Annotated in this window: 6 protein-coding genes and 1 pseudogene; 6 read left to right on the top strand and 1 reads right to left on the bottom strand. The window is 65.5% G+C overall.

All coding sequences use genetic code 11. The annotated features are described in order from the left end of the window. Window positions 1-65, top strand: a pseudogene (locus tag RUU78_RS25300) (DUF736 domain-containing protein); the annotation flags it as partial. A 63-nt stretch (window positions 66-128) separates the two neighbouring features. Here the strand turns inward: RUU78_RS25300 and RUU78_RS25295 are convergent. Next, window positions 129-416, bottom strand: coding sequence for a helix-turn-helix transcriptional regulator (locus tag RUU78_RS25295; RefSeq protein WP_033864733.1), 288 nt, complete (start codon window positions 414-416; stop codon window positions 129-131). A 242-nt stretch (window positions 417-658) separates the two neighbouring features. Between RUU78_RS25295 and RUU78_RS25290 the strand changes: the two genes are divergently transcribed. The 5 genes from RUU78_RS25290 to RUU78_RS25270 form a co-directional block, all read left to right on the top strand. Continuing rightward, window positions 659-1,009, top strand: coding sequence for a DUF2958 domain-containing protein (locus RUU78_RS25290; RefSeq protein WP_019396538.1), 351 nt, complete (start codon window positions 659-661; stop codon window positions 1,007-1,009). 308 nt (window positions 1,010-1,317) lie between these two features. Beyond that, entirely contained in the window at window positions 1,318-2,073 is a 756-nt protein-coding gene (locus RUU78_RS25285; RefSeq protein WP_019396539.1) for a DUF2285 domain-containing protein, read from the top strand. Between the two features lie 110 nt (window positions 2,074-2,183). Next, entirely contained in the window at window positions 2,184-2,465 is a 282-nt protein-coding gene (locus tag RUU78_RS25280; protein ID WP_013721771.1) for a helix-turn-helix domain-containing protein, read from the top strand. A gap of 26 nt (window positions 2,466-2,491) precedes the next feature. After that, complete coding sequence (locus tag RUU78_RS25275) at window positions 2,492-3,349, top strand: replication initiator protein A (RefSeq protein WP_282266918.1); 858 nt, start codon at window positions 2,492-2,494, stop codon at window positions 3,347-3,349. A 253-nt stretch (window positions 3,350-3,602) separates the two neighbouring features. Continuing rightward, on the top strand, window positions 3,603-3,982 hold a 380-nt coding region (locus tag RUU78_RS25270; protein ID WP_313920643.1), incomplete at its 3' end, for an AAA family ATPase.

Below are 3,982 nucleotides of genomic sequence, written 5' to 3'. Positions count from 1 at the left end.
TGATCGAAGGCGAGGACGGCACGCACGACCTGATCTGGTCGCGCAGCAAGCCCCAGGCGGCGTGACCGCTGCGGCGCCCCGCCCATCGTGGCGGGGCGCTGTGCTGCTGGTCGCAGCACATCACCACGTCACGCGCGCGGCTTCAACATCGACTCCAGCTCCCGACGCACCTGCGCCAGCAGCTCGTCGGCCTTGTGCGGGCTATCGCCCGCATAGGCCAGCGTTAGCAGTGTGAGCGGGTGGATATCCATCACCTCGCACAGCTCGGCCAGCTTGTTCAGGGTCGGGCTCTTCAGGTCACGCTCCAGCGAACTCATGTAGGTACGGCTGGACACGTCGGAGAACGCTTCCTGGCTTAAGCCGCGCGCTTTCCTGACCGTCTTTAATGCCGCCGCCAATGAGTTCTTCGCTGTCATCCGATGGATTCCCCAAAATCCAAGATGACAGTCGATTGCGCCCTATAGGGCTACAATCTATAGTGTTCATTTGGTGCTGTTCTACTTCTCTGTGCCTTTACGGAAATCCGCATCAGCGGGTTTCAGCAAAGCCACGAAACCGCATCCGCGCTTGCGCACGAAGGCGTAAATCCGGTTTGGCGGTTCTGCGCTTCAACGTGAAACCGCATCCGTGCATCATTGGATTTGTGGGATTGCCGACCATGCCCCAGCCACTCGCCACCGCCCCGGAGCTCGCGCAGCTGCTCGCCAACGGCGAGGCCCGCGCTGCTGGCAAAGTCATTGACCCGGTGCCCGTGGTACGGCTCTTCACGCCGGACGCTCACGTGACCTGGCTGCTGGCCGCGCTCGATCCCGCCGATGGCGACACGGCCTGGGGCCTCATTGACCTGGGGATCGGGATGCCGGCGCAAGGCACCGTCAAGCTGTCCGAGCTGGCCGGCATCGTCGGGCCGCACCAGCAGCCCGTTATGCGCGACCTCTACTTCCGTCCCACAGGCACGCTGTCGGAATACACCCGCCTGGCCGAGCGCGACGGAGCAATCCCGGACTGAATACGTCCGACTGTGACTTTTTCAGTCTGGTGTCATACCGGGCAGGTCTCAATCAGCATTCTTGCGGCGCAGCCGCACCAGTCTGATTCAAATAGACATGATGCCCGACGCGGGCTGCGGCAGGCTGGTCTGTACGGCGCCCCATTTCGGGGCGTTGCCGCCGCAGCATTGAGACGAATACCGCAACGCATCGGAGTCAATCGGTCTTGACAGCCCAACTATCTTCTCTCCTCATGAAGTTCTGATGATGGCGATGTAGCGCGTAGCCCTGCCGTGGCGGCCTGTCCTGTTCGCAGGGAGGTTGCGTCATGGTCGATCCCCATCACGCCGCACGTTGGTATCCAACGGCGGCATACCTCTACGTCTTGTGGCTGGATGCGCTGGCGCTGGCTTGGGAATACCTGCGCCGGCATCCCGACTACCGGCTCGACTGGCTGCGCCGTCATTGCCGTTCGTCGTCTTCGCAAACAGCGCAACGCTGGGGCCTGCGCCTGCTGGAAGACCCGGCGCTCGATGCGCGCGACGCGCATCCGGCCTGGCAGCCCGGCCACGCTGCCGTGGTTCAGCTCTATCCGGATGACGATCCGCCAGCGAACGCCGTACCTTTCGAGTTCTGGCGTATTCCCGGCCACAAGCAACTGATCCACGACGGCAAGCGACTGTCGCTGATCGCGCACAACCCTGGCCGCAGCCGGCGCCTGGCGTTCGCGCCAGGCCTGCACGACGGCATGGCGTTCGCCTATGCCGTGCGCGCAGGCGCTGCGCCGCCGGCCGGTTTCGCGACTGATATGGCGCAGGCCGTACCCGCCGGGATGGCATCGCCCAGGCCAACATCTGCCGTACTGCAGGAATTACACACTTTGCAGGCGCTCGACGCGGCCCTGGCAGGCGCGTCCTCGCGCGAGATAGCCGAAGGATTGTTCGGCGTGGATGCCGTCGCCGCCAATTGGCACACCGACAGCGCCTTGCGCGCCCGCGTGCGGCGGCTGGTGCGCCGTGGCGATGCGCTCATGCGCGGCGGCTATCGACGCCTGGCGCAGCTTCCGCCGCTGCCGTCGCAGTAGGGGGACGTTTCGCGTCCCCCACAGATCGTCCCTTCGCGGAAAGCCTCGCTTTTCTGAAAGTGCCTCTATCCGGCCGCGTGGTGTGGTCGGGCTTGATGGAGGTTCATCCCATGCGACCTGCTCCCTTGCGGCCTGCCGCCGCTGTCTCGACCGCTGCCGCGCAGCCCCAACGCTACCTGACCAACGACGAAGCCGCCGAGTACCTGCGCCTGTCGCCGCGCACGCTGGAAAAGCAGCGCGTGATCGGTGGCGGCCCGCGCTTTCGCAAGTTCGGCCGGCGCGTCATGTACGCCGTGGCCGACCTCGATGCCTGGGCCGCCGACCGCAGTTTCGAGACGACCTCCGATCCCGAATACGCCGAGCACCACTCGGCCGACAGCCGTGCGCGCTGATCGGCGGCGCGCGGCAGGCCATCGCCATGTCCAGCACCGTGCTGCCGTCCCGGCAGCGGCCGTTGCAGGAGCGCGAACAGCTCGACCTGTTCCGCGCCTTGCCCGGCGACATGGCACCGCGCGACAGCCAGGATTTGATGGCCTATCCGTTCTTCTCGCTCGGCAAGTCCAAGCGGGTCAAGCCCATCGACTTCCGCGCGGGCAACGTCACGATTCGCGTGGAAGGCACGCAGGAACACGGCATCGCCACGATTTGGGATGCCGACGTGCTGATATGGGCGGCCTCGCAGATCGTGGAGGCGAAGGACGCGGGCCTGCGGCCTTCGCGGCTGATGCACGCCACGCCCTACGAGATCCTGCGCTTCATCGGGCGCGGCAAGTCGCTGCGCGACTACCAGCGCCTCAAGGCCGCGCTGGATCGCCTGCAATCGACCACCGTGGCCACGTCCATCCGCGAGACGACCGGGCGGCGCCTGCATCGTTTCTCGTGGATCAACGAATGGAAGGAACTTGCCGATGCCAGCGGCACGCCGCTGGGCATCGAGCTGATCCTGCCCGACTGGTTCTATGCGGGCGTGCTCGATGCCGCCCTGGTGTTGACCATCGACCCGGCGTATTTCCGGCTGACCGGTGGCATCGAGCGGTGGTTGTACCGACTGGTGCGCAAGCACGGCGGCAAGCAGGAATACGGCTGGCAATTCGACTTCCGCTACCTGCATCAGAAATCTGGCAGCACCGCGAAGCCCTACGACTTCGCCTGCGACCTGCGCGCGCTCGTCGCGCGGCAGTCGCTGCCCGGCTACGTCTTGGGCATCGAGCGGATGCCGGACAACGGCATGGAGCTGCTGACATTCCGGCCCGTGCCGCCGACGGCACGGGGATAACTCTGGGAGAGCCTGTGGATGGAGTCGTGCTATCAGGCGTGCGGGGTATCGTGCTATCGGGCGTGGGACTATCGTGCTATCAGGCGTGCCGATCGGCCGCAAACCCGTGCCAGCACTGGGTTTCCTCGCCCTCTAACTTCCCTAACTTAATTTCTCTAACTTTTAGTAGGGAAACGCCGCTGCGGTGGACAACCACCACGCGGCCACAAACGCAGCAGCCAAGGCCCGGTTTTCCAGCATGGAGGGCCAGGCCATGATCGTCGCACTGCTCAATCAGAAAGGCGGCGTGGGCAAGACCACGCTCGCGACGCACATCGCCGGTGAGCTGGCGATGTGCGGCCAGCACGTCGTGCTGCTGGACGCCGACCCGCAGGGTTCATCGCTGGACTGGACGCAGCGCAGAAGCCAACAAGGCTTGCCACGGCTGTTCAGCGCCGTGGGCCTTGCACGCGAAACGCTGCATCAGGAAGCGCCAGAACTCGCCAGGCGGGCCGATCACGTCGTCATCGACGGCCCGCCCAGGATCGCCGCCTTGGCGCGCTCCGCGCTGCTGGCGGCCGAGCGCGTGTTGATCCCGGTGCAGCCCAGCCCCTACGACCTGTGGGCCAGCGCCGAGATGGTGGCGCTGATCCG

Source organism: Tahibacter sp., from assembly GCF_032229445.1.
Taxonomy (GTDB): Bacteria; Pseudomonadota; Gammaproteobacteria; order Xanthomonadales; family Rhodanobacteraceae; genus Tahibacter.
This window is presented reverse-complemented; position numbering and strand designations above follow the sequence as displayed.

Bases quoted from the DNA above. Each gene is read 5' to 3' on its own strand.
- RUU78_RS25295 (WP_033864733.1), bottom strand. From the start codon at position 416: ATGACAGCGAAGAACTCATTGGCGGCGGCATTAAAGACGGTCAGGAAA.
- RUU78_RS25290 (WP_019396538.1), top strand. From the start codon at position 659: ATGCCCCAGCCACTCGCCACCGCCCCGGAGCTCGCGCAGCTGCTCGCC.
- RUU78_RS25285 (WP_019396539.1), top strand. From the start codon at position 1,318: ATGGTCGATCCCCATCACGCCGCACGTTGGTATCCAACGGCGGCATAC.
- RUU78_RS25280 (WP_013721771.1), top strand. From the start codon at position 2,184: ATGCGACCTGCTCCCTTGCGGCCTGCCGCCGCTGTCTCGACCGCTGCC.
- RUU78_RS25275 (WP_282266918.1), top strand. From the start codon at position 2,492: ATGTCCAGCACCGTGCTGCCGTCCCGGCAGCGGCCGTTGCAGGAGCGC.